Origin of the sequence: Cellulomonas algicola (assembly GCF_003851725.1) — a bacterium.
GTDB lineage: Bacteria > Actinomycetota > Actinomycetes > Actinomycetales > Cellulomonadaceae > Cellulomonas > Cellulomonas algicola.
In genome coordinates, this window is sequence record NZ_BHYL01000362.1 from 1 (window position 1) to 3,247 (window position 3,247).

The window sequence follows — 3,247 nt, forward strand, 5'->3', positions numbered from 1 at the left end:
CGTCGTGCGTCCGGGGGTCAGGACAGCTGCTCGACGACGTGGTCGACGCACGCGGTCAGTGCGAGGACGTCCTCGGGGTCGACCGCCGGGTACATCGCGACGCGCAGCTGGTTGCGACCGAGCTTGCGGTACGGCTCGACGTCGACGACGCCGTGCGCCCGCAGGATCTTCGCGACGGTCGCGGCCTCGACCTCGGGGTCGAGGTCGATCGTGCCGACGACCGACGACCGCGCCGCCGGGTCGGCGACGAACGGGGTCGCCCAGTCGCGCGACTCGGCCCACCCGTAGAGATGCCCGGCCGAGGTCGCCGTCCGCTCCGCGGCCCACGCGAGGCCGCCCTGGTCGAGGATCCACTCGAGCTGGTCGGCGAGCAGCAGGAGCGTCGCGATCGCGGGCGTGTTGAGGGTCTGGTCGAGCCGCGAGTTCGTGACGGCCGTGGTCAGCGACAGGAACTCCGGGACCCAGCGGTCGCCCTGCTCGATGCGCGCGGCGCGCTCGACGGCCGCGGGGGAGAGGCACGCGAGCCACAGCCCGCCGTCGGACGCGAACGACTTCTGCGGCGCGAAGTAGTAGGCGTCGGTCTGCGCGACGTCGACCGCGAGGCCGCCCGCGCCGGACGTGCCGTCGACCACGACGAGCGCGCCCTGCTCGCGCGAGCCCGGGACGCGGCGCACGGGGGCGGCGACACCGGTCGACGTCTCGTTGTGCGGCCACGCGTACACGTCGACGTCGTCCGCGAACGCGGGCACGGCCACCTGGCCGGGCGCGACGGTCGTGACGACGGGCTCGTCGAGGAACGGTGCCCGCGCCGCCGCGGTGGCGAACTTGGCGCCGAACTCGCCGAACGACGCGTGCGCGCTGCGGCGCTCGACGAGGCACAGCGTCGCGACGTCCCAGAACGCGGTCGAGCCGCCGTTGCCGAGCACCACCTCGTACCCGTCGGGGAGCCCGAACAGCGCGGCGACACCCTCGCGGACGCGTCGGACGACGGCACGGACGGGCGCCTGCCGGTGGGACGTGCCGAGGATCGTCGACCCCGTCCGGGCCAGCGCGTCGAGCTGCTCGGGGCGGATCTTCGACGGCCCGGAGCCGAACCGGCCGTCGCGCGGCAGGAGGTGCGCGGGGATCGTCACCGCGGGCGGGGCGTCTGGAACGGCGGGCACGGCCCGAGGATAGGCGGTCAGGACCCCGGACGGTCGGACCGACCAACTAATCTGTCCCCAGCGTCCGGGCGGTGAGCACCCGCCGAGGCACGGACTGATGGTGGAGGCGTAGCGGTGAGCGACCTGATCGACACGACGGAGATGTACCTCAAGACGATCTACGAGCTCACCGAGGAAGGCCGCACGCCCCTGCGGGCGCGCATCGCGGAGCGTCTGGGTCACTCGGGTCCGACGGTCTCGCAGACGGTGGCGCGCATGGAGCGCGACGGCCTCGTGGTCGTCACGGGCGACCGGCACCTCGAGCTCACGCCCGAGGGTCAGGCGAAGGCCGTGCGCGTGATGCGCAAGCACCGGCTCGCCGAGCGGCTGCTCACGGACGTCATCGGCCTGGAGTGGCCGTACGTCCACGAGGAGGCGTGCCGCTGGGAGCACGTGATGAGCGAGCGCGTCGAGAAGCGCCTCGCGTCGCTGCTCGACCACCCGCACTTCGACCCGTACGGCAACCCGATCCCGGGTCTCGCCGAGATCGGCGAGGAGGTCACGCACGAGGGGTTCCTCGACGGCGTGACGCCGCTGACGGCGATCTCGCCGGCGGTGGGCCAGGACGGCGGCCGGGCGGTCGTCGCGCGCATCGCCGAGCCGCTCCAGGTGGACGTCGAGCTGCTGAGCCGGCTGGCCGACGCCGGGGTGCGCCCGGGCAGCGAGATCGACGTCGAGCGGGGCGACGGCGTCGTCACGGTCGCGGTGCCGGGCTCGGCGACGGTCCTCGACCTCCCCGACGACGTCGCGCGGCACATCTTCGTCGGCGTCCGCTGACCCCTGCGCGACACACGCCCGTCGGGCGGCGCGCGCCGTTCACCGGAGCGGGTGAGATCGGCCACCTGCCCGTGTGCGCGCTCCCACGCGCCGGAGACCGTCTTCCCAGGTGGTCCCGGCGTGTCGCCCCGGCGCGCCGGACGGGCGTCCAACTTCGGACGTTTCTCTTCGTGATCGGAACGTGACAATCGCCGGAGGGGTCCTGTACGTTCGACCTGCTTCAAGGAACCCTCCTCCGCGAAGCCCTCGAGCGGAACGCCTAACCCTGCCGCCGCCCCGAGGTCCGTACGAACCGCCGGCAGGGGCGGGGGACCCACGATTTGTGGTCCACCGGAGACGGTGACCTTGGGGTGAAGCCGAGGTGGCAGCAGGACCGCCACCGACGCCGGGTGTTCTCCCACCCGAACCCGACAGCTCACCTCGCAGGCGACAGGAGAGGCACCTCGTGACCGTGAGCACCACTCGCGCCCGGCACCGGTCTGCGCGTCGTCCCTCGACGCCTCTGACCGAGCTTGCTTCGGCCGCCTCGGAGCAGATGGGCACCGTCGGCCGTCGTACGGCCGTCGTCGCCGCGTCCTCCGGCCTCGTCGTGACGATGATCGGCGCCGCTCCCGCGGGCGCCACGTCCGACTCGGCCGCCGGCGCACTGAACTCCGTCGACACCGCAGCACTGACCGCGTCCGCGCGCGCCGTGCTCAACACGTCCCCCGTCGTGAGCTCCCCGGCCGAGGCCGCGTGGACCTTCGACGCCCCGACCGTGACGGCCGTCAAGCCGACGCCTCCGCCGGAGACGCGTCGTGCCACGGCGACCACGACGTCGCGCACCGCCGACCGTGCCGCCACCACGACGACGGCGAAGGCGGCCACCAACGCGCCGATCCCGCAGTCGGTCGCCGGCAACGCGGTCCTCGAGATCGCCGCCCGCTACGTGGGCACCCCGTACGTCTCCGGCGGCTCGTCGCCCGCGGGCTTCGACTGCTCGGGCTTCGTCTCGTACGTCTACGCGCAGCTCGGCGTCTCCCTGCCGCGCACGTCGTCGGGCATCAAGGCCGCGGCGACGGTCATCTCCCGCGACCAGGCGCAGCCGGGCGACCTCATCTGGAGCCCCGGGCACATCTCGATCTACGCCGGTGGCAACCAGCAGATCGACTCGCCGCGTCCCGGCAAGACGGTCCAGTTCCGCGCGATCTGGCAGAGCTCGCCGGTCTTCCTGCGGGTCGGCTGACCCCAGGCACCGCTTCACCGAGGCCCCGGCGACGTCCGCGTCG

3 protein-coding genes and 1 riboswitch are annotated in these 3,247 nt (G+C 73.5%); of the genes, 2 read left to right on the plus strand and 1 reads right to left on the minus strand.

The features are described from left to right. Nucleotides 1-17: 17 nt before the first annotated feature. Nucleotides 18-1,163 (minus strand): phosphoserine transaminase, encoded by a 1,146-nt coding sequence (gene serC / locus CTKZ_RS19070; RefSeq protein ID WP_235843560.1) that lies wholly within the window; start codon nt 1,161-1,163, stop codon nt 18-20. A gap of 114 nt (nt 1,164-1,277) precedes the next feature. On the opposite strand from serC, the gene CTKZ_RS19075 reads away from it, so the two are divergent. After that, nucleotides 1,278-1,979, plus strand: a complete 702-nt coding sequence (locus CTKZ_RS19075; RefSeq protein ID WP_124344398.1) for an iron-dependent transcriptional repressor DtxR — start codon at nt 1,278-1,280, stop codon at nt 1,977-1,979. 283 nt (nt 1,980-2,262) lie between these two features. Then, a riboswitch (cyclic di-AMP (ydaO/yuaA leader) is annotated at nt 2,263-2,422 on the plus strand. A 92-nt stretch (nt 2,423-2,514) separates the two neighbouring features. Beyond that, the gene (locus CTKZ_RS19080) at nt 2,515-3,204 is read left to right on the plus strand and encodes a C40 family peptidase (protein ID WP_225915906.1); all 690 of its coding nucleotides are present in this window, start codon (nt 2,515-2,517) and stop codon (nt 3,202-3,204) included. The last annotated feature ends 43 nt before the right edge of the window (nt 3,205-3,247 follow it).

Excerpts from the sequence above, each read along its gene's own strand:
- CTKZ_RS19080 (WP_225915906.1), top strand. The coding sequence starts at position 2,515 with ATGGGCACCGTCGGCCGTCGTACGGCCGTCGTCGCCGCGTCCTCCGGC.